The sequence below is a fragment of the Allobosea sp. 05T438 genome, assembly GCF_056396025.1.
In genome coordinates this window covers 381,422-406,706 of sequence record NZ_JBFTKQ010000004.1, presented here as the reverse complement: position 1 = coordinate 406,706, position 25,285 = coordinate 381,422, and the positions used below count along the sequence as shown (strand labels likewise).

Genomic DNA, 25,285 nt, shown 5'->3' with positions numbered 1-25,285 from the left:
GGCGGACCGGGGGGCCGCCCGCCCGATCCTTCTCTTTCACTCATTGTTCTCGGGGGCCAGAATGGCACCGTCCAAGACGCTCTCCTCCGCTCGCAAGCGCGACGCCGCCCGGCTGACGCGCGGGCTGCGCAGCATCGCGCTCTTCCTCTTTGCCGTCTCCGGCCTCATCAACGTGCTGGCGCTGACCGGCTCCTTCTACATGATGCAGGTCTACGACCGGGCGCTCACCAGCGGCAGCCTCCAGACGCTGGCGGCGCTCTCGGCGCTCGCCATCGGCCTCTACCTCTTCCAGGGCTGCTTCGACGTCATCCGCTCGCAGGTGCTGGTGCGTGTCGGTGCGCGCTTCGACAAGGAGATCGCGCCGATTGCGCATCGCGTCACCATCGACATGCCGCGCTTCGGCTTCTCGACAGCCGAGGCGATGGAGCGGGGCCGCGACGTGGACACGGTCCGCAGTTTCCTGGGCGGGCAGGGGCCCGGCGCGCTGTTCGACCTACCCTGGATCCCGCTCTATCTGGCCTTCGTCTACTTCCTGCACCCCTGGCTGGGCGGACTGACGCTGGCTGGCGCCCTCGTGCTGACTCTGCTGACGCTGCTCAGCGAGGTGATGACCCGCCGCATCAACAACGAGACCCGGCAGGCGGCGGTCGCGCGCGGTGCCATCGCCGACAGCAACGCCCGCAATGCCGAGGTTCTCAAGGCGATGGGCTTCGCGCCGCGCGCTGTCGAGCGCTTCGACGAGGTCAACCGCGAGCACCTGCTGCTCCAGACCCGCTCCAGCGATCTCGGCGGCACCTTCGGCGCGATCTCGCGCGTGCTGCGCATGGTCCTGCAATCGGCGACCCTGGGGCTCGGCGCCTACCTGACGATCAAGGGCGAGCTCTCCGCCGGTGCGATCATCGCGGCTTCCGTCGCCTCCGCCCGGGCGCTCGCGCCGGTCGATCAGGCGATCGCCAACTGGAAGCCTTTCGTCGCCGCCCGCATGGCTTTCCAGCGCCTGCGCGAGACCATGACGGCGCTGAGCAAGGCCGTCGAGCCGATGGAACTGCCGGCGCCGCGCCATGCGCTGAAGGTCGACAAGATCACGGTGGCGGCACCCGGCAGCGGCCAGGTGCTCCTGAGCGAGGCGAGCTTCGATATCCAGGCCGGCAGGGCTGTGGGCATCATTGGGCCGAGCGGTGGAGGCAAGACCACGTTGGTCCGGGCGATCACCGGCATCTGGCCGATCCTGCGCGGCGCGGTGCGCCTCGACGGCGCCGAGCTCGAGCAATGGCCGGAGGAAACGCTCGGCCGCCATCTCGGCTACCTGCCGCAGGAGGTCGCGCTCCTCGATGCCACCGTCGAGGAGAACATCTCGCGCCTGGCCGAGAACGCCGATCCGGCCGAGGTCGTCGCGGCGGCGATGGCCGCAGGCATTCACGAGATGATCCTGCGGCTGCCCCAGGGCTACAAGACCCAACTCGGCCCGCAGGGCACTGCCCTGTCGGCTGGCCAGCGCCAGCGCATCGGTCTAGCCCGTGCGCTCTACGGCAATCCCTTCCTTGTCGTCATGGACGAACCCAATTCCAACCTCGACGGCGAGGGCGAGGCGGCGCTGACGGCCGCGATCGAGCAGGTTAAGGCGCGCGGCGGCATCGTCGTCATCGTCGCCCATCGCCCGAGCGCGCTCCAGGCCGTGGACGATGTCGGGCTGATCCAGGCGGGCAAGCTCGTCGCCTTCGGCCCGCGCGACAAGGTGCTCGCCCCGACCCAGCCGCGTGCTGCGGCCAGCGCTCCGGCGCCGGCCCAGGCCGGCAGCGAGCGCGCCGTTTCCATGCCGCGAGCGGTCGGGTTCGGCGAGCATCCGGGGGCCCTTCACGGCCGGGTGCCGGCATGATCACGATCAAGACCAAGAAGGCGACGGAGCCTCAGGCTCCCGACGCGGCACAGATCTATCGCAAGGCGCAGGCCGAATCCGCGCCCGCGCCGCGCTGGCCCGGCGTGCTCGCGCTCGCCATCACCGCGGTGGCGATCTATCTCAAGAGCCTGTTCCCCGGCCAGGCGAAAACCGACGCGGCGGCGCCCCCCGCCACGAAGGAAAATGCCCAGGCGGGGGAAGCCCCGCGCAAGCCGTCCCTGGCCGAAGGCGAGGAACCGTTGCCGGCCTCGGGCGAGGAGGTCGACGAGACCGGTTCGCTGGGCAAGGAGCCGGCCGATGCCGAGGCGATAGGCTCGGGCGGGCTTGGCCTCAGCGTACCGGGCCTGCCGGACTTCCTCAACATCGACTCGCGGCTGATCGATTACAGCCAGCTGCCGCTGCCGCGCTATCCCTCGCCGATCCTCGAGTTCGGCGTGGGCTTCATGGCGAACAACGACAATGGCTGGCGCAGTTTCACCCTGAGTGCAATCGATGGCGGCGGCTCCGAGGCGCGGGGTGGCGGCACTCCGGCGCGGCAGGCCGAAACGGATCACAGCGTGGACCCCGGCCCGGACACCCGTGGTCCGGGTCCAGGCCCGAACGCTGGCGGCGGGGGGGCGGACGAGGACGATGATGGCGACGACCCGCCGGGGGAGGCGCGCAATCGCGCCCCGCGCGTCTCAGGCCCGGTCCAGCTGGCCGATATCGGCGGTTGCCAGACCCTGATGATTGCCAGCCTTGCCCTGCTCATGGGCGCGACCGACGCCGATGCCGACCCGCTCTCCGTCGTTGGGCTCAAGGCCTCCTATGGCCAGCTCACCGTCGCCGAGGGTGGCTGGACGTTCAAGCCGCAGGCGGGCTGGTACGGCACGGTCACGCTGTCTTACTGGATCAGCGATGGTGAGGATTATGTGCGCCAGACGGCGACGCTGCGCGTGCTCGAATATCAGGAGATCGTCGGCGCCCCCGGCGACGACCGGCTGCTCGGCAGCGAATGCGGAGACCGGATCACAGGCCTAGCCGGCAATGACATCGTCGACGCGCGCGGCGGAAACGACATCGTCGTGACCGGAGCCGGCAACGATCACATCGTCGGTGGCGCAGGGGACGATCAGATCGACGCGGGAGCCGGCGAGGACATCGTCTTCGGCGGCGCGGGCAACGACATCATCCATGGCGGCGCCGGCAATGACAGCCTGCATGGCGGCGACGGCCACGACACGATCTGTGGCGGCGCGGGCAATGACGTGATCACCGGGGGCGAGGGCGACGACATCATCGATGGCGGCGACGGCGACGATACGGTCGACGGCGGCTCCGGGGACAACATTATCGATGCCGGCGGCGGCGACGACACCGTCACGGCCGGTGACGGCAACAACATCGTGCTCGCCGGCAGCGGCAACGACCGCGTGACCCTCGGCGATGGCAACGACCTCGTCGATGCCGGTCCCGGCGACGATTGGGTCTCGGCCGGCGGTGGCAACGACCGCGTTTTCGGCGGAGAGGGGACCGATACCATCGCCGGCGGCGGCGGCGATGACGTTCTCGACGGCGGTGCGGGCTCCGACCGGGTGGAGGGTGGGGCGGGTGACGACTGGATCGTCGCTACGGCGGATGCCGACGCCGACTGCTACGACGGTGGAGAGGGGCAGGACACACTCGATCTCTCCGCCACCAGGCAGGGCGTCACGGTCGATCTGAAGCGCGGCAAGGCCGTCGGCGTCGAGATCGGCGAGGATACGGTGATCGACTTCGAAACCATCCTCGGCGGCCGCGGCGACGATTGCCTGATCGTCGGAGAGAAGGCCGTCACGCTGAAGGGCGGCGAAGGCGACGACCGCTTCGTCTTCACGCGAGACGACGATGCCGAACGGACGCAGGATCTCGTCCACCAGATCCTCGATCTCGAGGCCGGGGACCGCATCGTCATCAAGCAGTATCAGCTCCGCTCGCGCCGCGACGACGATGATGACGATGACGACCGGGATCGCCGGGAGAACGACGACGGCTTCGGTCAGGCTTACGGCGACGACAGCGACAATCGCCCCTTCCGCTTTCGCATCGAGAAGATAGGCGAGGACGAGCGCACCTATGTCGACGTCTATGTCGAGCAGGAGGATGCGAAGGACTTCTCGATCGAGATCTATGGCAACCACAAGCTCTACTACGTCTGAGGCAAGAACCGGCCGCACCGAACGGCCGGCGAGGAGAAAATGCCGATGAACGCCCATAATCACGATTTCACGGCCGGCTTCGCGAAGGCCACGAACAAGAAGCGGGACAGCCGCCTGAGCTTCGGGCTGCGCGGCCATGTCGTCGCCGGCTCGGCGTTCGCCCTGCTGCTGGTGGTTGGCTGTGGCGGCTGGGCCGCGAACGCCGCGCTGAACGGCGCCGTCGTCACGCAGGGGGCGGTCAAGATCGACCAGAACCTCAAGGAGGTGCAGCATCGCGATGGCGGCATCGTCCAGTCGATAGCAGTCCGCCAGGGCGACCATGTCGAGGAAGGGCAGGTTCTCTTCCGCCTCGACGACGTCCAGATCCGGGCCGAACTCTCAATCATCCGCTCGCAGCTCGCGGAGAATCTCGGCCGCAAGGCCAGGCTCGTCGCCGAGCGCGATAACCTGGCGAGCGTCACCTATCCGTCTGAGATCGCGAAGCTCTCGGACGAAGTCGGCCATATCCTCGAGGGTGAAAGCCGGCTGTTCGCGGGCAACAAGGCCAACCGCGACAGTCGCAAGGAGCAGCTGGAGATATCGATCGTCCAGTCGGGCGAGGAGATCCGCGGGCTGGAAGCGCGTCAGGTCGCCAAGATCGAAGAAATACGTCTCGTCGATCTGGAGCGCCACAAATACCTGAAACTCTTCGAAAAGGGCATCATCGACGGCGTCAAGGTCTTCAACATCAATCGCGAATGGGCCCGGCTGCTCGGTGAGCGCGGCGAGATCGACGCGACGCTCGCCCGCGCCAAGCTGCGCATCAGCGATGCGCGCCTGCAGATCATCGCGATCGACGAGACCGCCAGGACCGAGGCCCAGCGCGAGTTGCGCCAGGTCGAGGCCAGGATTTCCGAGCTGAACGACCGCCGTGTCGCCAACGAGGATAGGCTGGCCCGGATGGAGATCCGGGCGCCGATCGCGGGTACGGTCAACGAGTTGATGATCTTCACCGTCGGCGGCGTGATCACCCCGGCGGCGCGGCTTGCCACAGTCGTCCCGAAGGATTCGCGCCTGATGGTCGAAGTCCGTATCGGGCCGAGCGATGTCGACCAGGTTCACGTCGGACAGACCGCGCGAATGCGCTTCTCGGCCTTCAGCCGCAACACCACGCCGGAGGTCGCCGGCAAGCTCACGCACCTCTCGCCGGCGACGACGAAGGATCCCGTGAGCGGGCAGAGCTTCTATATCGGCGAGGTCCAGATCGAGCAGGCCGCCATCGCCCTCGGCGACCGCCGCCTGCTGCCCGGCATGCCCGTCGAGGTCTTCATCTCAACCGAGGAACGCACGGCGCTGTCCTACCTGATCAAGCCGTTCATGGATCACGCGACGCGCATCTTCCGCGAACGGTGAAAGGGAGGCGCGCGTCCGCAATCGCAGGCGTGCGGGGAGGGCGGCTGCGGCTTCCCGCCCTTCTTCGTTGCTCCGCTTCCGTTTGTCCGGAAGATCGGCTCATTGGGCATCGTCATGCCCTGCTTAGCGTGCTGGCCGAGGCTTTGGCATCCAGCGCCTCGGGCAGCAGTCGCCGATGTCACTGAAGTCGTGGTCTCGCCGATCGGACATGGCGGCCCTCCCCAACAATCCTGTCGCGCAATGGAACTCTGCCGTTCTGCCGGCATTGAACATTTTGAGCGTTCCGCGCGGCGTTCTGTCGGCAGCGCTTGCCATAGAGACTTTCCTCGCCCTCGAATTCACGGGGCAAACAGCCATGGCTTTCATTTTTGATGAGCACACCGAACCTGATCTCCAACACTGGAGGCAGAGCGTTCGGTTTTGCATGGTGGATGGCCGCGAGCGGGCGACCTGCCAGATCGGATATGCGACTTTGAACGAGCTTGAGCCGGATGCGATCGAGACAGGCCGGGATTGCCTGGACCGATTCCATCTGTATCGCGGGGTGATCGCGACTGCTGCTGCGCGCCTGCTTGCGGCCGGGGCGCACGGGGGCGGAACAGTCGTGCAGATCATGCGGGCGAACTTGGTCTGAGCGCGGAACGACGGCTTCGGGCGCCTCGCAGACAAGCCGGCGCGCCGGCTGTCGAGCTTGGTCCTGTCTACGAAAAGGGGCCGACCCTTTTCGTCATGCGATCACACGAACTCCTGAGATGATCGCCAGGAACTGCTGCGCAGTCGTAGCGACCGCTTCCCGTTCGGTCGCACAATCTCTTCATTCGAGTTTTGCCCAAAGGTTGCTGGCGCAATCCGACTGAGGGCTCCGCACGAGTGTGGGAAACGAGCAACGGCCATTGCGGCATTTCATTAATGGGCGATTTCGGGTGGTCGCGGACTGCCCAAAAAGCAATCATTGCCGGTCTGTTGCCTTTGCCGATTCGAGACCGATTCCATGCCTGCGCCTCGTCAAACCCGCGCTGTCGCCTTGAGCGCAGCCGCTTCCGTGCTGTTGGGAAGTGCCTCAATCCTAGCCGTAACGCTTGCTTAGCAGCGCGGCCAACGCCCAGTTTACCGGCGCGAACGGTGGCGACGGCGGAAATGCCGTTGGCGGCACGGGCGGTTCTGGTGGCACCGGCGGCCTAGCTGGCGATGGGAGTTTTGTCGGCGGCTCCGGCGGTGTGGGTGGCGTCAATAGCGGCGGCGGCGCCGGCGGCGGCCCGGCTGGTGGCGCAACCGGGCCAACCGGTTCCGGGACCGGCACTGGCGGCGGCCCGGATAGCGGCGGCGGCGGTGGCCGCAGCTCTGGCTTGGTCGGCGCAGGCGGCGGTGGCGGTGGCGGTGGGCGTGGCGCCACTGTGGCTTCGACACTGACCAACACATCGACAATCACCGGCGGCAGAGGTGGCAATGGCGGCAACGCAGCCGGCACCGGAAATTGGGCCGGCGGCGGCGGCGGCGGCGGCGGCGGCGCCGGCGCCGTGCTCGACGGCACCTCGATCGTCAACAGCGGTTCGATCAATGGCGGTACGGGCGGCAATGGGGGCGTCGGCGCGGGAAGCGGTTATCAAGCTAGTCTCGACGACGGCACCGGCGGCACGGGCGGCTCAGGCATTGTGGTCAACACGACGACGGGAGCAACTATTGAGAATTCGGGTTCGATCGCCGGCGGCAGCGGCGGCACCGGCAACGGACCTCAAGGTGCCGCGGGCGTGGGGATCAGCGGGCAAAACCTCACAATCGTAAACTCCGGCACAATTTCCGCTGGTTCAGGAAGCGGCAGCCTTGACGCGCTACGCTTTACCGGCGGAACGAACACTCTCACGCTGTCGAACGCGACATCCGGGCTCTCCGGAAACATTGCCGTCCAGGCTGGTTCCGTGACCTTCTCCCAGGCCACGGACGTCACGGTTTCAAACGTGATCGTGGGTGCGGGCGCTGTGGGCTTGACGGGGCCGGGCGTCCTCACGCTGACCGGCATGAACACCTATACCGGTGCCACGACCATCGCTTCGGGCAGCACACTCGCCCTCTCCGGCCAGGGGCGCATAAACACCTCTAGTGGCGTCGAGGTGAATGGCACGTTCGACGTTACCGCGGCGGCCTCCGCTCAGATCAAGGCTTTGACGGGCGCGTCGAGTGGCGAGGTTCAACTCGGCGCAGCCGGCGTGATCGTGAATAGCGCCTCCGGAACTTTCGCCGGCACGATCCATGGCGCCGGTGGCCTCCAGATTACCGGCGGAACGCAAACCCTCACGGGTGCCAGCGACTTTACCGGAGGTGCGGGCATTTCCGCTGGCGCAACGCTCCGCATCGGCGACGGTGGAGCTTCCGGTTCGATTACGAGCGATATCACCAATTACGGCACGCTCATCTTCAATCGCTCGAACGAGTCTACCTATGCCGGGGTTGTGACCGGGCCGAACACGAGCGCGATTTCCGTTGCCGGCGGTGGTAGGTTGATCCTGACTGGAACGAGCAGTTCGCGGGCTCCTGTCACCATTGATGCGGGCACCACGCTTCAGCTTGGCAACGGCGGCACTTCGGGCTGGCTCGGCGGCACAGGCTCGTATGTCGGTGCGATCAACAATAACGGCGCGCTGGTCTATAACCGCTCGAACAGCGTTTCATATGCCGGCATCATTTCCGGCAGCGGGCGCGTCGAGCAGGCAGGGCCGGGTGCCCTGACTTTGACGGGGAACCATACTTACACCGGCGAAACGTCGATCACCGGCGGCACTCTTGTCGTCAACGGCTCGATCGCTTCCTCGTCCGGCCTCACAATTGCGCCGGGTGCCCGTCTCAGCGGCACCGGCCAGGTTCCCGGCGTTGTGATCACCGGCACGCTGGCCCCGGGCAACTCGCCGGGCACGATGACAGTCAATGGCAACCTGACGCTCGGCTCAGGCTCTGTCTACGAGGCCGAGGTGCAGGGCGCGGTCTCGGACCGGGTCAACGTCACCGGCACGGCCGCGCTCGCCGGCACGCTCAAGATCATTCCGCTCGGCGGCGCCTACAGCTTCAACAGCCCGTACACGCTGCTCTCGGCCCAGAGCGGGCGTAGCGGCACCTTCAACCCGGTCGAGACCAACGGCTCCTTCGGCGATGGCGTCACCACGGCGGTGAACTACACCGCGACCGACGTGCAGCTCACCCTGACCCCGAAGCCGCTGGCGCCGATCGTCGTGGGCCCGACGACACCCATACCCGGCGCGCCCCGCCTCGGCGTCGTCGCACCGTCCAACGCCTATGCGGTGGCGTCGGCGATCGACGGGGCGGTCGCGGCCGGGGGCAACCCGTCATCGCTGTTCGGCATCTACAACCTGCCGGCGGCGGCGATCCCCGCCGCGGTCAACCAGCTCTCCGGCGAGATCCACACCGCCGCACCGGCGATGGCGAATGCTGCGGCCGATCAGTTCCTGCGCGCCATGCTCGATCCAATGGCGGCAGGCCGGCTCGGCACCGGCGCGGCTGGGCCGGGGGCGGCCGCCTTCTCCGGGCTGGTGCGCAAGGGCACCGATCAGCCGCCCGCGCCGGCGCGGCTCAATGCGCCCAACTATTCGGTCTGGGGCTCGGCCTTCGGCTCCTATGGCCGCACCGATGGAGACGCTGCGGTCGGTTCGGCCCGGCGCACGATCGACGACGCCCATCTCGCTACCGGCATCGACGTGCGGCTGATGCCGGGCACGGTCGCCGGCGTTGCGGTGGCAGGCGGCAAGGCGCGTGCCTCACTGCCGGGTCTGCTCGGCAAGATCGACGCCGACGTCTTCCAGGCCGGCCTCTACGGAGTGACGCAGCTCGGCCCGGTGAAGCTTGGTGCCGCGGCGAGCTATGCCCGGCTCGACAACGACGTCAGCCGCGGCATCCCGGCGCTGGGCTCGAGCCTGTCCTCGTCCTACGAAACCACCGCCTGGAGCGGGCGCCTGCAGGCGAGCGTGGCGGCGTTCGCCTGGAACGGATTGAGCTTCTCGCCGCTTGCCGCGGTCCAGGCGACGCGGACACGCAATCCGGCCGTAACGGAGGCGAACTGGGCCGGTGCCAGCGCGGGCGCGCTCGCCCTGGCCAGGCGTAGCGAGACGACCTCGCGCAGCGAACTCGGCGTGCAACTCGACGCTGACAGCGTCTTCGCCGGGGTTCCCGTCACCGGCTATGTCCGGGCGGCCTGGGCGCATTACTTCCAGCGCGATGCTGAGCTGACCGCAAGCTTCGTCGGTCTCCCCGGTGCGGCCTTCACGGCCACCGGCGCCAAAGCCGACCGCAACAGCGCGCTGCTTGCCGCCGGCATCAGCGCCAGGCTCAGCGAGCGCGTCACGCTTGGCCTCAACCTCGACGGCGAACTTGCGTCCAACAGAAGCCGCATCGGTGGATCGGCGCAGCTCAGGGTCAGCTTCTAGCGTCGGCGCACGCCCCCATGGCCCCGTCAGCTCTGGCTGGCGGGGCTTTTTTGTTGGGCGAATGGTAGGACGATTTCGCCTGCGCAGTTCGGCAATTGCGCCGATAGCTGGGCATTTCGCATCTCACGCAACACCCTGGTGAGGGATTTTACCGGGTCGATCGAGGCGCGGTTCCATGGTGGAACGATTCGATCCGTCGCTCGTTTTCTACTCGTTCGTTGCGGAGTTGCGTCCATGTGTGCGCGGCGAGTTCTCAGGGCCGGGCTGGGCGGGCATACGCTTCAGGGGCCGCTCACCCGGCGGCGGAAGTTAGAGCGTCTCTTTACCGATCCAATGCCGCAGCGCGTCGAGCCATGCCTCGCCTTATTGAGCAGCAAGGCGCCGAACGGCCGTGATTGGTCCTATGAGATCAAATGGGATGGTTATCGCGTCGCTCTCCACATTGAGCCTGGCGAGCGGGTTCGGATCATCACACGCGGTGGGCATGACTGGACGTCACGCTTTCCCGTCATTGCGCACGACGCCCTCGAACTTGGTGTCGACAGCGCAATTCTGGATGGGGAGGCAGTCGTCGTCGACGAACGCGGCGCCCCGGACTTCGGAGCATTGCAGAAGGCTTTAGGCGGTTTCGGCGGGACGCGGATCGTTACCCAGGCGATCTTCTATGCGTTCGACCTGCTCTATCTGAACGGCCACGATGTCCGCGGGCTCGGCTGCGAGGAGCGACGAGGCATCCTCGAGGACATCCTGGGAGACTCGCCGCACAATTCCATCCACCTGAGCGAGGACATCAACGCGGATGGGCCGGCATTCTTGCGGATGGCCTGCGAGATGGGGCTAGAGGGCATTATTGCGAAGCGGCGATCCGCCCCCTACCGATCCGGGCGAGGTGGGGAATGGCTCAAGATCAAGTGCGTCCAGTCCGAGAGCTTCATCATCATTGGCTATGAGGCCTCCACCGAGGCGTTTGGCGGTGTCGGCCGCATTCTGGTTGCCGCTCGGGAGGGCAGCCAGCTCGTCTATGTCGGAAGTGCCGGCACTGGTTTCACCGATGCGAGCGCGATAGCGCTGCGGAAACAGATGGATCGGATCATTACTGAAAAGCCCGCGGTCAACATGACAGGTCGAAGTAAGGCTTATCGCTGGGTCAAGCCAGAGCTGGTCGCAGAGATCGAATTCCGTGCCTGGACAGATGATGGCAAGCTGCGACACGCATCGTTCAAGGGGCTGCGCGAGAGCGCCGATGAGACCGAAATCTATGAGCTGCTGAAGACATAGCCTATTCGGCCCCGCAGATGCTTGGCGCTCCTTTTGGCAGGAGGGCGGCGGCCTTGCCCGCCACGTGACGGCTTCAGATCCGGCTTCCTGGTAACGGTCGATCGCATCGGTGATCGCCGCTGGCTCGCGCTCCTCGTCCCGGCTTTCGCCCTTCGAAAGGCGGCTTTTCAGTCGAGCTGGGTCTCGATTGATCTTTGAAAGTAAAAAATCAGACTTTCCAGAGATGCCGGATTCCCGTTAGACAGGAAATGACGGGATCGAGCCACTCGCAGAAGGTGGCCGCTTCGGGGGAGCGGCATTTTGACCGATCTGGCTGACCGCTATGGCAATCCTCTGGAACCAGCTAGGGCTCCGGATACGATCGCCGGGGCTGCCGCGAGCAAGGTCGACCGGCGCAACCTCTATCTGCACTATCTGAGAGGCCTCGCCGCGCTCTTCGTGGTGCTCTACCACTGCTCCGAATACCTGTCGGCCTACCGGGGAGACGATCGCTTTCTGTCGATATTCTCCGGCTTCTTCGGAGCATTCGGTGTCGCGATCTTCTTCGCGATCTCTGGATACCTGATCGCCGAGGTCCTGCGACGGGACGACCCAGCGCGCTTCGTCATGAGCCGCGTCGCACGGATCTATCCCCTGATGCTGCTCATGGTCGGGCTCTTCGCCCTGGCTCTGCTGCTGCTCGGCGCGCCGCGCGGCATCAACCTGATTTCCCTCTCGCTCGCGCCCTCCGGGCCGCGCGGCTATTTCCTCGGCGTCGAATGGACGCTGCTCTACGAGATGTCCTATTACATCGGCCTCGGCCTGCTCGGCTTCGTCGGGCTCGCCGCGCTCCGGACGCGCATCGTCATCGCCTGGCTCGGCCTTCTCTGCTTTGCCTACAGCCTGGGCGGAGGGGAGCACGTCGAGGGCATGCCCATCCTGAGCACGATCCCGCTCAGCGTCGTGACGTTCCCGTTCCTGCTTGGATACCTGGCCTCCGAGGCGCAGACGCGTGGTTGGCTGCATCCGCTGCTCGCCTGCCTCGCCCTGCCACTCGCAGTAGCGAGCATCCTTTCGCAGGAGGCGCATTTCCGGCTGCTTATCGGGGTCTCCGCAAGCTTTCTCGTTGCCGGGCTGATCTGTGCGCCGGCGCTCGGAGGCCGGGGTTGGCTCGGCCGCGCGGGTGCGCGGCTGGGCGATGCAAGCTACGCGCTCTATCTCTGCCATGTGCCGGTGATCACGATCCTCGGTGCGCTGCTCGGCGCTGCCGCGCCGACGCCCCTCGTGTGGGTCTCTTGGCTGGTAGGCTCGATCGGCGTCGCCCTGCTGCTCGGCCCGCTCGACGTCGCACTGTATCGCCGGCTGAAGCGCGCGATCGATGCTGAGCGCCCGGCGCGGCTGCGGGCGGCTGCTCTCGCCTTCATCGCCGCCTTCCTGGCGATCGCCTTCGTCACCGGACGCGAGACGCGCCAGGCCGAGACCCAGCTGGAACAGGCTCGCCGCATCCTGATGGCACCGACGCAGTCGGAGGCAGAGGCTGTCCGGGCGGATGTGGATCAGGTCGAGCGCCTGCCCAAGGGCACCTGGGTGATCCGCGGCTACGCCATTGATCTCGCCGCGCCGGATCTCGTCGCGCATTTCGCGATCCGCCAGAACGGCAACATCCTCGGGATCGTCGGCACCCGCCGCGTACGGCCGGACATGGCGACGATATTCGAAAGGCCCGATCTGAAGGGCAAGCGGTTCGGCTTCATGCTGCTGCTCGACGGCATCGACTGCACGAAGGGGCCACTGGAAGGCGTCATCGCTATCGAGGACGGGCGTGCCGTCAAGCTTCCGGCCGATCGCCTGTCGCCGCTCTGCCTGCAATAGAGCACTCGCTCATCCCCGGACCCAGGGCAAGATCGAGTGCTGGCGCCAGACGCTCTGGAACCGCACCCTGCTGGAGAACGACTTCCCGGCGGTACTGCCCGGGAAGTCGTTCTCGCCCTGTTCGGGCTTTTCGGAAACAGGGTTCACGTTTTGGGAAGCGTCCCGCCCGATGTTCCGGGTTGACAGTTCCAGGCGAGAGCACATCGCGAAGACGCTCGCGCACCCGGCGCCCGCGCCTTCCGGCTGCCCGAAAAACGGTGCGCGCCTGGATCGGCTCCGAGGGGTGGGTCGATCAGAAATCGCTGGCTTGCAGAGGTCGAACGCGAGAACTCCTGTGCCCGCTCCGCAATGAAGCGGTGCGCTCGGGAGCGCGTTCTGCCTCAGAGCGGTTCTGCCAACACGTCGAGCTTTGTCGACAGGGCGGAAAGCCGCTACGGATACGGATATTCGCCCCCTCTGCCTCTTTCGTGATCCTGTTCGATTCTGCCTTTCGATAATCTCAGGGCTCGGTATTCAACTGCATGCGGATCTTGCTGATCGAGGATAATCGCGAACTTGCAGACTGGCTGTCGCGGTTGCTGCAGAGGAGCCGCTATGTCGTCGACTGCGCCCATGACGGCATCGACGCGGATGCCGCCCTGGCCACGCAGGACTATGACCTGATCATTCTCGACATCGGTTTGCCGCAGATGAGCGGGCTGGAATTGCTGCGTCGCTTTCGCCAGCGGCGTGGCGTGACGCCCGTGATCATCCTGACGGCCAACGACGCCGTCTCCAGCCGCGTTGCCGGGCTGGACGCAGGCGCTGACGACTACCTGGTCAAGCCCTTCGAGCCCGACGAACTCGAAGCCCGCATCCGCGCCCAGCTGCGGCGCAGGCAGGACAGCCGCACGGCCCAGGTCAGCTTCGGGGCGCTGATGCTGGAGACGGATGCGCGGCGGTTCACGCTGGACGGCGTCCAGCTCGATCTGACGGCGCGGGAGTTCAGCGTGCTCGAGGCGTTGATCCTGGCGGGCGGGCGCGTCGTGCCCAAGGCCAAGCTGACGGGCACCGTCTTCGGCTTCGACGACGATGCGACCGACAATGCGCTGGAGATCTACGTCCATCGCGTCCGCAAGAAGCTCGGCGGAAGCAGCGTCTCGATCGGCACGCTGCGCGGCCTCGGCTATGCGCTGAGGCTTGCGGGGTGAGCAGGAGCCTGCGCGCCGAATTGCTGGGCTGGCTGCTGCTGCCACTGGTGGCGGTCGTCGCCTTCAACGGCTGGACCTCGCACCGGGATGCCATGCGGACGGCCGATCTGATCACAGACCGCACGCTGCTCGCCTCGGCCCGTGTCATCGCCGAACAGGTCAAGGAGACCGACGGCCGCGTCGAGGCGCTGATTCCGCCTTCGGCACTCGAGATGTTCGCCTCGCCCGACCGCGACAAGGTGATCTATCGGGTGCTTTCGCCTTCAGGCGAGCTCATCGCCGGCTTTCCAGACGTGGTCGCGCCGCCAGCACCACCGCGCGGACTGGAGCCCGCCTATTACGAGGGTACGTTCCGCACCGAGGCCATGCGCGCCGTCGCTCTCGCTCAGCCGGTCATCTCGCAGGTGGACGGCGGCAATGCGCTGGTGATCGTGGCAACCACGCTCCATGGCCGCGACCGGCTCGTCGACGAGATCTGGCTGACCTCGCTGCGGGACCAGCTCCTCCTCGTCGGTATGGCCGCGCTGTTGACGCTGTTCGGACTGCGGCGCGGCCTCGCGCCGCTGCTGCGCTTGCGCAACGAGCTGCGCAGCCGCAGCCCGGAATCGTTGCAGGCACTGGATCGCGACGGCGTGCAAAGCGAGCTCAGGCCGATGATCGATGCACTCAACCATGCTCTCGAGCGCGTGCAGGCCTACATCGCCCTGCAGCGGCGCTTCGTCGCCGACGCATCGCACCAGCTCAGGACGCCGCTTGCAGTGCTGAAGACGCAGATCGCGATGGCCTGTCGCGACGACGACCCGCAGTTGCGACAGGAAGCGCTTGCCGCGATCGACGGTGGCGTCGATGCGATGGGCCGGCTGGTGAACCAGCTTCTGACCCTGGCGCGGGCGGAGCCCGGCGGCGCGGCCTTGCGCAAGGAGGAGCTCGATTTCGGCGAGATTGCGCGTTCAGCCACCGAGGGGCTGGCCGGCATCGCCTTCGACCGTGCGATCGACCTCTCCTATGATGCTGCCGAGGAGCCGCTGCCCGTTATCGGCCATGTCACGCTGCTGCGTGCGCTCGTCGTCAATCTGGTCGAGAACGCCCTGCGCCACATTCCGCAGGGCGGTGCAGTCGCTGTGAAGCTGGAGCGGGCGGGGGCAGCCATCCTGCTGGTCGTCGAGGACAACGGCCCCGGGATTCCGGCGGAGGATCGCGAACGGGTGTTGGAGCGCTTCCACCGCCTCGCTCCTTCGACCGTCGAGGGCACCGGGCTCGGGCTTGCGATCGTCAGGGAGATCGTCGCCGCTCATCACGGCACGATCCTGCTCACGCAGACGCAGCCCCCGCCGGGGCTGCGTGTCGAGGTCAGGTTGCCGGCGGCTCCCGGAGAAGCGCCGCCGGCATGAGGCTTCAGTACTGGTCCTGCAAGGGCGCCGGGCGCCAGGTCGCGAGCCGGCCCTCGACCCAGGTCATGAGATACTCGGCGGCGAGCGCCACGATCATGATCACCACGATCGCCGCATACATGCCGGCCGAGTCGAAGGTGCCCTTGGCGATGTTGATCAGCAGGCCGATGCCGTGGCGCGAGCCGACGAACTCGCCGACGATGGCGCCGATGATGGCAAAGCCGAAGCTCACATGCAGCGAGGCGAAGATCCAGCTCATCGCCGAAGGGATCACCACTGCGCGGGTGAGCTGCCAGCCGCGAGCGCCGAGAATCTGCGCGTTGGCCATGAGATTCCGGTCCGCCTCGCGCACACCCTGGAAGGCGTTGGCGAAGACGACGAAGAAGACCATGATGAAGGCGAGCGCCACCTTCGAGCCGATGCCGAGCCCGAAGATCATGATGAAGATCGGCGCCAGCACGACGCGAGGAATCGAATTGAACACCTTGATGTAGATCGAGAAGATGTCCGCGAGCATCTGATTGCGGCCGAGCGCGATGCCGACGACGATGCCAGCGATTGATCCAAGCGCGAAGCCAAGCAACGCCTCTTCCATCGTCACATAGAGGTGCAGCCAAAGCGATCCTTCGGAGGTGCCTTCGACCGTCCATTCGACGAGTCGGCTCCAGATCGCGCTCGGGCTGGAGAAAAAGAACTCGTCGATGACACCGGTACGGGATCCGAGTTCCCAGCCGCCAAGAATGGCGAGCAGAATCGCCCAACGCCAAAACAGCACCTTGTGACGACGGTGGCGGGCCGCCTTGGCCGCGGCGGCCTCGATTTCGGCGTCGGATGTTCCCGGGCGGAATGCGGTGGAGGTCGTGAGAACTGCATCGGTCATGGCCGCTCTCCTCAAGCTGCGCGGGCTTCGTCGCGGGCGGCGCCACGCTCGACCTCGGCGCGCAAATCGTCCCAGATCCGGCGGGACAGCGCGATGAAGTCGTCCTGGTAGCGGATCTCGCTGACAACGCGCGGGCGCGGCAGCTCGACCGGATAGACCGCCTTCACCGTGCCGGGACCGGAGGTCAGCACAACGACCTTGTCGGCGAGTGCGATGGCCTCCTCGAGGTCATGGGTGACGAAGATCACCGAGGCCCTGGCTTCCGACCAGAGGTTGAGCAACACCTCGTGCATGACGACGCGCGTCTGGACGTCGAGAGCAGAGAACGGCTCATCCATCAGCAGCACCTGCGGCTCGTTGATGAAGGTCTGCGCCAGCGAGACGCGCTTTCTCATGCCGCCAGAGAGCTGGTGCGGGTACTTGGTCTCGTGGCCACTCAGATGCACGCGGGCAAGCCATTCGCGCGCCTTGGCATAGGCTTCGTCGCGCGGCTTGCCGCGGAACAGCGGGCCGGCGACGACATTGTCGATGACACTGCGCCAGGGGAACAGCGCATCCGTCTGGAACGCGAAGCCGATGCGCGGGTCGATATCGGTGACAGGCTGGCCGAAGAGCCGAACCTCGCCGCTCGACGGTCGCGCCAGGCCAGTGACGAGGTTGAGCGTCGTCGACTTGCCGCAGCCCGTCGGGCCGACGACGGCGACAAACTCGCCGCGCGCCACGCTCATGTTGAAGTCCCTGATCGCGGTCATCGACTTGCCGTCCGGCGTGATGAAGCGGCGCGAGACGTTGATCAGTTCGACGACCGGGCTGCCGGCCGTGTCGGTTACGGACATAAGGCCTCCTTCGCCGCGAAAGCGGCGTCGCTCGATGGTGCTTGGTGACAGGGCAGGGTGAGGAACGGCCGGCGTTCCGGCCGCCCTCGGGATGCGCAACCTACTTCGCCGCCTTCACGAACTCGGTCGTGTAGGTCTTCGACAGGTCGATCTGCTTGCCCTTGATGTTCTTCGAGAAGCCGGAGAGCACGGCGAGAACCGTCTCGGGGCCGCCCTGCGGCATTACGCCGTCCGAGGTGAACATCTCTTTGCCGTCGGCCAGTGCCTTCACATAGCCTTCCCTGTCGCCGATATAGTAGTCCTTCGGCATCTTGTCGGCGATCTCTTCGGCGCTATGCGTCTTGATGAAATTCAGTGTCTTGACGAAGGCGTTGGCGAGCTTCTGCACCGTCGGCTTGTTCTTCTCCACCCAGGCGGAGGTCATGTAGAGCGAAGCGGCGGGGTAAGTGCCGCCGAGCGCGGCCTTGGTCTTTTCCACCGTGCGCATGTCGACGAGGATGCGTGCCTCGCCGGTCTTGAGCAGCCGTGTGATCGTCGGCTCCGTGGTCATGCCCGCCTGGATCTTGTCCTGCTGAATCGCGGCGATGAAGGTGGCGCCGGCACCGACGGGCACGGAGGTGAAGTCGCTGAGCTGCACACCCGACTTCATCATCAGGTACTGGGTCAGGAAGTTGGTGGAGGAACCGAGGCCGGTCACGCCGAGGTTCTTGCCCTTGAGATCGGCCATCGACTTGACGTCGGGATATTTGCTGGAGACGAGCTCGACCTCGCCCGGCGCCTGACTGAACTGGACGACCGACTCGACGAACTTGCCCTTGGCCTGCAGGTCGACGCAGTGGTCGTAGAAGCCGACGACGCCCTGGACCGCCCCGGCCAGCATCTCGTTCTCGGCATCGACGCCGGCCGCCTCGTTGAGCAGATCGACGTCGAGCCCCTCGTCCTTGAAGTAGCCCAGCCTCTCGGCGAGCTTGGCGGGCAGGTAGATCTGCTTTTCGTAGCCGCCGACAATGATCGTGATCTTGTCAGCGGCGAGCGCTGCGGTGGAGCCGGCTAGCGCTGACGCTAGGGCAAGCGAATAGATGGCGGCACGGATGCGCATGGGCAAGCTCCTTGTTTGTGTCCTCTCGCCGAGCCCCGCTCTCTGAGGGCGGTTTGGCGGCGATGCCAGTTCTCTAGTCCGCCAAACTTTCACCAACCTTTCGGATGCATGGCCGCTGAAGCCACCCATCCAGCCACCGGCATCAATTGTTGCGATCCTGTCGGCGCAGGCGCGATCGGTGGGCGCGATACTCGTCCGACTTCGGGTGCGGCCGCCAGCTTGCGACCGACCCGATCGAGATGACCAGGCGAGGCGCCCGCCCGTGCCTGACTCGTGCTTTCCGGAGTGCCACACGGGCTTCTGGTGTTGGCTGCATGACAGTGGCGTCGAGCGCGGCGAAGATCACGCCGACAAAATCCTTCGACCTGCTCGAGGCGGCCGGCGTTCGGTGCGTCGTCCGCCGACGGCCGGGCGAGGGTCTGTTTCTCCGAATTGATGCGCTGCACGAACTTCAAGGATTGAGCGGAGCTACAAAACTTGGAGCGCGGATCGTGGCCACGAACGCATATGCGACGAGGCGGCGGGACGCGCGAGGCGCGCATGGAACGGCCTATCTCGCGTGATGGCGGAGGCTTCGGATCGGCCATCCATTCTGGAACGCTTTATGCTTCGGGCGCGCCACTTTTCTCACGAGACCCATCACTATGGCCGCAGCCGCCTGTTCCGCCGGACTCGATACGGGGTTCGCCATGCTCGATTTCGGGCAGATCGTCGTGCTCGGGCTCGTTCAGGGCGTCAGCGAATTGCTGCCGATTTCCTCGACCGCCCATATGCGGGTTGTGCCAGCCCTGCTTGGCTGGCCCGATCCAGGTTCCGCGTTCTCGGCGCTCATGCAACTGGCCRCGCTGGCGGCTGTGGTCAGCTATTTCAGGCGCGATGTCGGCAGCATCGTCGGCGGGGGGCTCGCGGCGCTCAGGACCCGCAAGTTCGCGACAGGGCCGGGCCGGCTGGCGCTCGGCATCGTGCTTGCGACGATTCCGATCGTGGTGGCGGGTGTTGCGCTTGCGCCCATGCTCAATCGCTGCGGCTCGCCTTTGCGTTCGCTGGAGGTAATCGGCGCGGCGTCGCTGGTGATGGCGCTGCTGCTGGCGGCGACGGAATGGTTTGCGAGCCACCGTCGTACTGTGGAGCAGGCGAGTTGGCGGGATTTCCTGCTGGTCGGCCTTGCCCAGGTCGGCGCCTTGATCCCCGGTGTCTCGCGCTCGGGCTCGACCCTGACCGCGGCGCTGGGGCTGGGCTTCAAGCGTGACGAGGCCGCGCGGTTCTCGTTCCTGCTCGGCCTGCCGGCCATCGCTCTGGCCGGGCTCAAGGAAGCCTGGGAGATCGCCAAGGTCGGCATAGACGCTCATGCCGTAGCACTGCTGGCGGTCGGCCTGATCGCCGGCTCGCTGGCTTCCTTCGCCGCGATCTGGGGCTTGATGCGGTATCTGGAGCGGATGTCGAGCTGGGCCTTCGTGATCTATCGGGCCGGGATGGGCATCTTCCTGCTATGGGCGGTCGCGACCGGCATGTTCGCTTGAATCCCGTGGTGCGAGGCAAGCCGCTGATCGGCATGAGCGCCCGGATGAAGCATTTTCATCGAAGAGGCAGGCGTAAGCTTGCGACGATCGCTCTTTTTCTGCTGTGCGCATTGGTTGAGCCTGCGCTGCCGGCGTCGGCCGCGGATTGGCGCTTCTGCTACGCCGCCTTCCGGTGCCGACGCTGGCGGAAGCTGCTCTCGCGCTCCTCACTGTCGGCTTGGTCCTGACTCTGCTCATCCTCCAGACGAGCTTCCTGCTTCCGCCGCTCGGCTACGCCCTGACGATGACGCGGGCAGCCTCGACCCGGCGAGCGCCGTTGCGGGCCGCTATGGCGTCGCTCGCTCCCTTCATCCTGGTGCAGCTATGCGTGACGGCGGCGGTGGTTTACTGGCCGAGCCTCGCGCATTTGGGGAGGGCGCCAGAGCCGGCTGTTGCGGCTCCTTCCGAAGCCGACGCCGCACGCCGCCTGCGCGATATCGTTCCTCCCTCCGACCTGTTGGAGATCGGGCCGCCGAAGTTTTGACGGAGGCCGGACAAACTCGGCTCACAGGAAGTGCCTGGCTTAAAAAAGGGAGTCGCTTGGCTTGCCGCACTGGGCTTCACAAAGGAAATCCTCGACCGGATGATCTCCCGCTCGCGTGAAGAGCATGCGATCAAACAAAGAGATGGAGCATTTCAGCGATTCAGAGAAACGCGGAAATGCTCTAGTGCTGGGGAAGTGCTTCTCCGTGCCCCCTGCTATCGACTGCGGCATCCAATGATCAGCGATAGGGACTCATCCTTGCGGCACCACGCCGGAATCTCCCTCCTTCCCGGCACGGCCTCCGGGCCGATCGTGGTGATGGCGGAGCCGCTGAGCTTCTGGGGCGGTGTCGATCCGGCTACGGGAACGGTGATCGACGTGCACCATCCCTCGCACGGCGTCTCGCTTGCCGGCGCGGTCGTGCTGATGCCGACCAGCCGTGGCTCCTGCTCAGGATCCGGCGTGTTGCTGGAGCTCGCGCTCTCGGGGCGCTGTCCCGCGGCGCTGATCTTCGCCGGCCCTGAGGATACGCTGACGCTCGGCGCCATCGTCGCGGCGGAGATGTTCGGCCGCTCCATTCCGGTCGTTCGCCTGCCGGAAGAAGCGTTCGCCGCTCTCGCTTCCGCTGCCGAGGCGGAGATCGTGCCGGACGCTGTCCTGGCTGATGGCGGGCGGGTGCAAATCCCGCTTTCCGCGGCTGTGCATGGCGACCTGCAGCTTTCCACCAGCGATCGCCGCTTGCTCGCTGGCGACGAGGGGATCGCAGCGCAGCAGGCCATGCGGATCGTCTGTGCCATGGCACGCCAGCAGGGCGCGACGGCGCTCGTCGACGTGACGCGGGCCCATGTCGATGGCTGCATCTATGCCGGTCCGGCCAATCTCATCTTCGCCGAGAAGATGGAGCAGTTGGGCGCCCGAACTCGCGTCCCGACGACGATGAACGCGATTTCGGTGGATCACGCCAACTGGCGCCGCCAGGGCGTGGCGCCGGAGTTCGGCGAGCCTGCGGCGCGCCTGGCCGACGCCTATGTCCGGATGGGCTGCCGGCCGAGCTTCACCTGCGCGCCCTATTCCCTGCCAGAGCCGCCCGCTTTGGGGGAGGCGATCGGCTGGTCGGAATCGAATGCCGTGATCTTTGCCAATTCGGTATTGGGAGCCCGGACCGCGAAACACCCCGACTTCCTGGACTTCTGCATCGCGGTCTCCGGTCGTGCGCCGCTAGCCGGGGCGTTTCTCGACGAAGGCCGGCGTGCGCGCCGTGCGGTTCGGGTGGAGTTGCCGGAAGGAGCGGACAGCTCGGCCTGGCCGTTGATCGGCTATCTCACCGGCCTGGCTTCGCCGGACCGGGTGCCGCTGATCAAGGGGCTCGCGAAGGCGCGCCCGACACGGGACGATCTCAAGGCACTCTGCGCCGCGTTCGGTACGACCTCGGCGGCGGCCATGCTGCATATCGAGGGCATCACGCCGGAAGCGGACAGCCTCGGCGGCAGCCCCGAAGACGAGGTCGTCATCACGCGTGCTGCGCTGGCAGCCGGCTGGCGCCACCTGAATGACGGACCGGCGGGCATCGATCTCGTCGCGATCGGCAGCCCTCACGCCTCACTGGAAGAGTGCAGGGCCGTCGCTGAGCGACTCGGCGGACTTCGCCTTGCCGGAAATCTCTCCGTCATCATCACCACGGGGCGGGACGTCGTCGCAGCAGCGGAGGCCGAGGGAACGCTGGCAAGTCTGCGGCGGAGCGGCGTCGACGTGGTTCCCGATCTCTGCTGGTGCTCGATTACGCGCCCGGTCTTTCCGGAGAGGGCGAAGGTGGTGCTCACCAACTCCGGAAAATACGCGCATTACGGACCGGGGCTCTCCGGCTGCACCGTCAGGCTCGGGACATTCGAGGACTGCATCGAAGCGGCTCTCACCGGCGCCGCGCCAGCCCGGTTGCCAGGCTGGCTTTCCTGAGCAGGCCCGGCGGCGATCTGCTCGCCGGTCCGGCGCTGCGGGGCACGCGGCTGCGCCCCACAGGATATATTCAGTTCGATCCGTGCCCGGTTCAGCTGCCCGAACGGCCTGCGAGCTGCGGCACGAACATGTCGCTCCACTTGGCGGGCTTGACCTTGATCGAGCCGGCCTTGTGCATGAACTCGGCGAACTGCATCACGCCTTCGGGCGTGGCGGTGAAGCGCGAGTCCTTGTCCTCGATCATCTGCTGCACCTCGGCGGCATCGACCTTCACCTTCGAGCTCTTGGCGAAGATCTCGGCGGCGAGTTTCTTGTCCTTCTCGATCAGCGCGGTGGCATCGTCCATCGCGTCGATGAAGGCCTGGGTCATCTTCGGATTGGCGTCGACGAACTTCTTCGGCGCAAAGGTGACGTCGAGCGTCAGGTTGCCGAGATAGTCGACCGAGTTGAGCACGCGCTGGATGCCAGGGCTCTTGGCCTCGATGTACTGGAAGGGCGGCGAGGTGAAATGCGCCTTGATCTCGGTCTTGCCGCCGATMAGCGCGGCGAGCGCCTCCGGATGCGGCAGGCTCACCGTCATCGGGTCCATCTTGGCGTAGTTCGCGTCGCCGAATTCCTTGGCGGCGATCATCTGCAGTACGACGGCGGCGAGCGAGGTCTTGATGCCGGGCAGGGCGATCTTGTCCGTCGCGGTGAAGTCCTTGAGCGACTTCAGCTCCGGCTTGTTCGCCATCAGCCACAGCGAGGTCGAGCTCATGCCGGAGACGCCGACGACCTCGACGCCTGGGATGCCCTTGGCCTTGGCCCAGAGCGTGACGAAGCCCGGCGCGCCGGTGCCGGCGAAGTCGAGCGTGCCGGCCATCATCGCGTCATTGATGACGTTGCCGCCATCGAGCATCAGCCAGGTCACCTTGATGTCGCCGAGGCCGGCGGCCTTGGCGCGCTTCTCCAGGAACTGCTGGTCCTGCATCACGATGAGCGGCAGGTAGAGGATGCCGAAGCCTTTTGAGACGCGGACCTCGCTGACCTCCGCGCGGGCCGGGGCGGTGGCGAGCGCCGCGCCGAGCGCGGCGACGGTGAAGGCGGTGCGCAGGAATGTCTTGAATGCCATAGGTGTTCTCCTCCGATTGGTGGCCGTTCGGCCTTCTGAGTTCAGATTTTAGTGCTGCATGCCCCAGCGGCGGATCGTCTTGCGCTCGATGGTGGCGAAGATGACGTTCTCGACGAAGAGGCCGATCAGGATCACCGTGAACAGGCCGGCGAAGACATTCGCCGTCTCCAGCTGGTTGCGGTTCTCGAAGATGAACCAGCCGAGGCCACCTGAGCCCGACGAGACGCCGAAGACGAGCTCGGCCGCGATCAGCGTGCGCCAGGCAAAGGCCCAGCCGACCTTGAGGCCTGTCAGGATCGCCGGGAAGGCGGCCGGGATCAGGATGAGCCGCACCAGCTTCAGGCCGCGCAGGCCATAGTTCTGCCCGACCATGCGCAGCGTGTTCGAGACCGAGCGGAAGCCGGCATGGGTGTTGAGCGCGATTGCCCAGAGCACGGAGTGGACGAGCACGAAGATCACGCTGCCGGTGCCGAGCCCGAACCAGATCAGCGCCAGAGGCAGCAGCGCGATGGCAGGCAAGGGGTTGAACATCGAGGTCAGCGTTTCCAGCAGGTCTGCACCGATGCGCGAGCCGATCGCCAGTGTCGTGAGCAGAGCGGCGAGCACGATGCCGATGCTGTAGCCGATGATGAGGGTCTGCAGCGAAACCAGCATGCGCTGCGGGATGATGCCGTTGGCGATGTTCTCGACAAAGGCTGCGACGGTCTGGCCGAAGGTGGGGAAGAGCAGCGGGTTGCCAAGCCAGCGGCCATAGACCTCCCAGGCGATGGCGAGGACGGCGAGGATCAAACCCTTGCGGACGAAGCCGAGGCGATAGATCCGCTCGGCCCAGCCGATGGTCTTGGCGACGACGGGGGCGTCGCTGGAGTTGACGTCGCGGATGATTTCCGGACGGAAGCTGACGAGATCGGTCATGTCGGTCACCTCCGGCTCAATGGTGCGCGAACAGCATGTCGTTGATGCGGGTTTCGAGCGCGGCCTGCTTGCCGGTGCCCATCTCCTCGGGCGGCACGCTGTTGAGCTCGGCCTTGACCTCGCCCGGATGCGGCGAAAGCAGCAGGATGCGGGTGCCGATGCGGATGGCTTCCTCGATGGAATGGGTGACGAACAGCACGGTGAACTTCGTATCGTCCCAGAGCCGCAGCAATTCGTCCTGCATCTTGCGGCGGGTCAGCGCGTCGAGCGCGGCGAAGGGCTCGTCCATCAGCAGCACGTCGGGCTCCATCGCCATGCCGCGGGCGATGGCGACGCGCTGTTTCATGCCGCCGGAGAGCATGTGCGGGTAGCTGTCGATGAACTTGGTCAGGCCGACCTTGTCGATATAGGAGCGGGCGCGCTCGGCGGCTTCCGCCTGCGTGGCACGGCCCGAGGCCGTCAGCGCGAAGACCACGTTCTCGCGCACCGTCTTCCAGGGCAGGAGCTGGTCGAATTCCTGGAACACCATCATCCGGTCCGGCCCGGGTCCGGAGACCTTGCGGCCCTTCAGGCTGATGTCGCCCTCGACGGGCGTCAGGTAGCCGCCGATCGCCTTGAGCAGAGTCGACTTGCCACAGCCGGACGGGCCGAGCAGGACGAAGCGGTCGGACGGATAGACGTCGAAGGAGACGCGCCGCGTCGCGGTCACCACCGCGTCCGGCGTCTTGTATTGCAGCGTCACGCCCTCGACCGTGAGGAGCGGAGTCGCAGAAGCAGCGTCGAACGGGGCCAGCATGCACCCTCCCATGTCTCGTTTCCATGCGCACTTATGGGCGCTTGCG

At 66.2% G+C, this 25,285-nt stretch carries 18 protein-coding genes; 12 read left to right on the top strand and 6 right to left on the bottom strand.

Annotation, left to right across the window (positions count from 1 at the left end):
* Positions 1-61 precede the first annotated feature (61 nt).
* From AC1DIN_RS12510 to AC1DIN_RS12470, 9 genes are all read left to right on the top strand, one after another.
* Positions 62-1,876: a type I secretion system permease/ATPase gene (locus AC1DIN_RS12510; protein WP_441470332.1), complete on the top strand. Its 1,815-nt coding sequence runs from the start codon at positions 62-64 to the stop codon at positions 1,874-1,876.
* Positions 1,873-4,074: a cadherin-like domain-containing protein gene (locus AC1DIN_RS12505; RefSeq protein WP_476810038.1), complete on the top strand. Its 2,202-nt coding sequence runs from the start codon at positions 1,873-1,875 to the stop codon at positions 4,072-4,074. Before AC1DIN_RS12510 ends, AC1DIN_RS12505 begins: the two co-directional genes overlap by 4 nt.
* 45 nt (positions 4,075-4,119) lie before the next feature.
* Positions 4,120-5,466: an HlyD family type I secretion periplasmic adaptor subunit gene (locus AC1DIN_RS12500; protein ID WP_476810037.1), complete on the top strand. Its 1,347-nt coding sequence runs from the start codon at positions 4,120-4,122 to the stop codon at positions 5,464-5,466.
* A 208-nt stretch (positions 5,467-5,674) separates the two neighbouring features.
* Complete coding sequence (locus AC1DIN_RS12495) at positions 5,675-6,100, top strand: DUF1488 family protein (RefSeq protein WP_476766004.1); 426 nt, start codon at positions 5,675-5,677, stop codon at positions 6,098-6,100.
* 445 nt (positions 6,101-6,545) lie between these two features.
* The gene (locus AC1DIN_RS12490) at positions 6,546-9,896 is read left to right on the top strand and encodes an autotransporter outer membrane beta-barrel domain-containing protein (RefSeq protein ID WP_476810036.1); all 3,351 of its coding nucleotides are present in this window, start codon (positions 6,546-6,548) and stop codon (positions 9,894-9,896) included.
* 333 nt (positions 9,897-10,229) lie between these two features.
* On the top strand, positions 10,230-11,174 hold the full coding sequence (ligD, locus tag AC1DIN_RS12485; RefSeq protein ID WP_476810035.1) for a non-homologous end-joining DNA ligase: 945 nt from the start codon (positions 10,230-10,232) through the stop codon (positions 11,172-11,174).
* Positions 11,175-11,474: 300 nt separating this feature from the next.
* Positions 11,475-13,025, top strand: a complete 1,551-nt coding sequence (locus AC1DIN_RS12480; RefSeq protein ID WP_476810034.1) for an acyltransferase family protein — start codon at positions 11,475-11,477, stop codon at positions 13,023-13,025.
* A gap of 521 nt (positions 13,026-13,546) precedes the next feature.
* Positions 13,547-14,215 (top strand): response regulator, encoded by a 669-nt coding sequence (locus AC1DIN_RS12475; protein WP_476810033.1) that lies wholly within the window; start codon positions 13,547-13,549, stop codon positions 14,213-14,215.
* The gene (locus AC1DIN_RS12470; RefSeq protein WP_476810032.1) at positions 14,212-15,606 is read left to right on the top strand and encodes a sensor histidine kinase; all 1,395 of its coding nucleotides are present in this window, start codon (positions 14,212-14,214) and stop codon (positions 15,604-15,606) included. The genes AC1DIN_RS12475 and AC1DIN_RS12470 overlap by 4 nt, the downstream gene beginning before the upstream one ends.
* A 4-nt stretch (positions 15,607-15,610) precedes the next feature.
* Here the strand turns inward: AC1DIN_RS12470 and AC1DIN_RS12465 are convergent, their stop codons facing one another.
* From AC1DIN_RS12465 to AC1DIN_RS12455, 3 genes are all read right to left on the bottom strand, one after another.
* Positions 15,611-16,486: an ABC transporter permease gene (locus AC1DIN_RS12465; RefSeq protein WP_441470322.1), complete on the bottom strand. Its 876-nt coding sequence runs from the start codon at positions 16,484-16,486 to the stop codon at positions 15,611-15,613.
* Between the two features lie 11 nt (positions 16,487-16,497).
* Positions 16,498-17,322 (bottom strand): ABC transporter ATP-binding protein, encoded by an 825-nt coding sequence (locus AC1DIN_RS12460; protein ID WP_441470321.1) that lies wholly within the window; start codon positions 17,320-17,322, stop codon positions 16,498-16,500.
* A 100-nt stretch (positions 17,323-17,422) separates the two neighbouring features.
* Entirely contained in the window at positions 17,423-18,421 is a 999-nt protein-coding gene (locus tag AC1DIN_RS12455; protein ID WP_476810031.1) for an ABC transporter substrate-binding protein, read from the bottom strand.
* Between the two features lie 644 nt (positions 18,422-19,065).
* Here AC1DIN_RS12455 and AC1DIN_RS12450 point away from each other — a divergent pair.
* From AC1DIN_RS12450 to lhpI, 3 genes are all read left to right on the top strand, one after another.
* Positions 19,066-19,941 (top strand): undecaprenyl-diphosphate phosphatase, encoded by an 876-nt coding sequence (locus tag AC1DIN_RS12450; RefSeq protein ID WP_476810030.1) that lies wholly within the window; start codon positions 19,066-19,068, stop codon positions 19,939-19,941.
* Between the two features lie 145 nt (positions 19,942-20,086).
* Positions 20,087-20,464 (top strand): hypothetical protein, encoded by a 378-nt coding sequence (locus AC1DIN_RS12445; RefSeq protein WP_476810029.1) that lies wholly within the window; start codon positions 20,087-20,089, stop codon positions 20,462-20,464.
* A 258-nt stretch (positions 20,465-20,722) separates the two neighbouring features.
* Entirely contained in the window at positions 20,723-22,417 is a 1,695-nt protein-coding gene (gene lhpI, locus AC1DIN_RS12440) for a cis-3-hydroxy-L-proline dehydratase (protein ID WP_476810028.1), read from the top strand.
* Positions 22,418-22,508: 91 nt separating this feature from the next.
* Here the strand turns inward: lhpI and AC1DIN_RS12435 are convergent, their stop codons facing one another.
* From AC1DIN_RS12435 to AC1DIN_RS12425, 3 genes are read right to left on the bottom strand one after another with little or no spacing between them, the layout of a single operon-like run.
* A complete protein-coding gene (locus AC1DIN_RS12435; protein ID WP_476810027.1) occupies positions 22,509-23,528 on the bottom strand; it encodes an ABC transporter substrate-binding protein in 1,020 nt (339 codons plus the stop codon).
* 48 nt (positions 23,529-23,576) lie between these two features.
* A complete protein-coding gene (locus tag AC1DIN_RS12430) occupies positions 23,577-24,443 on the bottom strand; it encodes an ABC transporter permease (RefSeq protein WP_476810026.1) in 867 nt (288 codons plus the stop codon).
* 16 nt (positions 24,444-24,459) lie between these two features.
* Complete coding sequence (locus AC1DIN_RS12425) at positions 24,460-25,239, bottom strand: ABC transporter ATP-binding protein (protein ID WP_476766018.1); 780 nt, start codon at positions 25,237-25,239, stop codon at positions 24,460-24,462.
* Positions 25,240-25,285: the final 46 nt, after the last annotated feature.

What these genes read in the sequence shown, in the direction of transcription:
- AC1DIN_RS12510 (WP_441470332.1), top strand. Translation starts at nt 62, where the DNA reads ATGGCACCGTCCAAGACGCTCTCCTCCGCTCGCAAGCGCGACGCCGCC.
- ligD (WP_476810035.1), top strand. Translation starts at nt 10,230, where the DNA reads ATGCCGCAGCGCGTCGAGCCATGCCTCGCCTTATTGAGCAGCAAGGCG.
- AC1DIN_RS12505 (WP_476810038.1), top strand. Translation starts at nt 1,873, where the DNA reads ATGATCACGATCAAGACCAAGAAGGCGACGGAGCCTCAGGCTCCCGAC.
- AC1DIN_RS12455 (WP_476810031.1), bottom strand. Translation starts at nt 18,421, where the DNA reads ATGCGCATCCGTGCCGCCATCTATTCGCTTGCCCTAGCGTCAGCGCTA.
- AC1DIN_RS12465 (WP_441470322.1), bottom strand. Translation starts at nt 16,486, where the DNA reads ATGACCGATGCAGTTCTCACGACCTCCACCGCATTCCGCCCGGGAACA.
- AC1DIN_RS12495 (WP_476766004.1), top strand. Translation starts at nt 5,675, where the DNA reads ATGGCGGCCCTCCCCAACAATCCTGTCGCGCAATGGAACTCTGCCGTT.
- AC1DIN_RS12425 (WP_476766018.1), bottom strand. Translation starts at nt 25,239, where the DNA reads ATGCTGGCCCCGTTCGACGCTGCTTCTGCGACTCCGCTCCTCACGGTC.
- AC1DIN_RS12430 (WP_476810026.1), bottom strand. Translation starts at nt 24,443, where the DNA reads ATGACCGATCTCGTCAGCTTCCGTCCGGAAATCATCCGCGACGTCAAC.
- AC1DIN_RS12500 (WP_476810037.1), top strand. Translation starts at nt 4,120, where the DNA reads ATGAACGCCCATAATCACGATTTCACGGCCGGCTTCGCGAAGGCCACG.
- AC1DIN_RS12475 (WP_476810033.1), top strand. Translation starts at nt 13,547, where the DNA reads ATGCGGATCTTGCTGATCGAGGATAATCGCGAACTTGCAGACTGGCTG.
- AC1DIN_RS12460 (WP_441470321.1), bottom strand. Translation starts at nt 17,322, where the DNA reads ATGTCCGTAACCGACACGGCCGGCAGCCCGGTCGTCGAACTGATCAAC.